Source organism: Peribacillus sp. SIMBA_075, assembly GCF_046534585.1.
Window position 1 is genome coordinate 1 of record NZ_JAWRYN010000625.1, and the last position, 271, is coordinate 271.

At 48.7% G+C, this 271-nt stretch carries 1 protein-coding gene; it reads right to left on the reverse strand.

Annotated features, from left to right (window positions below; all coding sequences use genetic code 11):
* The coding region (locus SB775_RS29685; protein ID WP_410864825.1) for an ABC transporter substrate-binding protein at positions 1–271 on the reverse strand (271 nt) is incomplete at both ends.

A 271-nucleotide genomic window follows, 5' to 3' on the forward strand; every position in this document is an offset into this window, starting at 1 on the left:
TAATCCACACCAGCCATCACAACACTTTTTGCACCCGTAATGACAGGATCGCGCGCCTCTTTGTTGGCACCAACCATCGCCACGTTGTTCGCTTTCAACGATTTGAACAGTGTCCAACCACCATCTCCGTGCTCATTCAAATAACCGGAAATAAAATCAAGTGCAGAACCCGACAAGGATGGGTCTGGAATATTAACCGCGCCCTTCCATTCTGGCTTAGCCAAATCTGCCCATTCGACAGGCGGTTTGCTTACCAGCTTTGTATTGTAGG